The sequence below is a fragment of the Cellulomonas sp. GbtcB1 genome (assembly GCF_019091725.1).
Classification (GTDB): Bacteria; Actinomycetota; Actinomycetes; order Actinomycetales; family Cellulomonadaceae; genus Cellulomonas.
This window is the reverse complement of the sequence record NZ_JAGXJG010000439.1, coordinates 1-244: the sequence shown is the minus strand read 5'-3', so window position 1 is coordinate 244 and position 244 is coordinate 1. Positions and strand designations below refer to the sequence as shown.

Here is a 244-nt window from a genome sequence, read left to right as displayed (position 1 = left end):
CGGGCAGCAGGTCCGGGGCGTGCTGGGCGAGGAAATCGACGAAGGACGACGACCCGGGGGTGGTGGACGCCCCGGGCAGCCGCCCCGCCGGGATCAGCGGGTCCGTCGGCCCGCGTCACTGCCCGCCCTTCTGCACGAACCCGCGCACGAACTGCTCGGCGTTGGTCTCGAGGTCGTCGTCGATCTCCTCGAGAAGGGCGTCGACCTCGGAGTCGCGCTGCTGCGGGGCGGCGGTCCCCTGCTC

The 244-nt window shown here is 73.8% G+C and carries 1 protein-coding gene; it reads right to left on the bottom strand.

The genetic code is table 11. The features are described from left to right. Positions 1-115: 115 nt before the first annotated feature. Positions 116-244: ubiquitin-like protein Pup (locus tag KVT14_RS20970; protein WP_217617353.1), on the bottom strand; the 129-nt coding region annotated here is incomplete at its 5' end.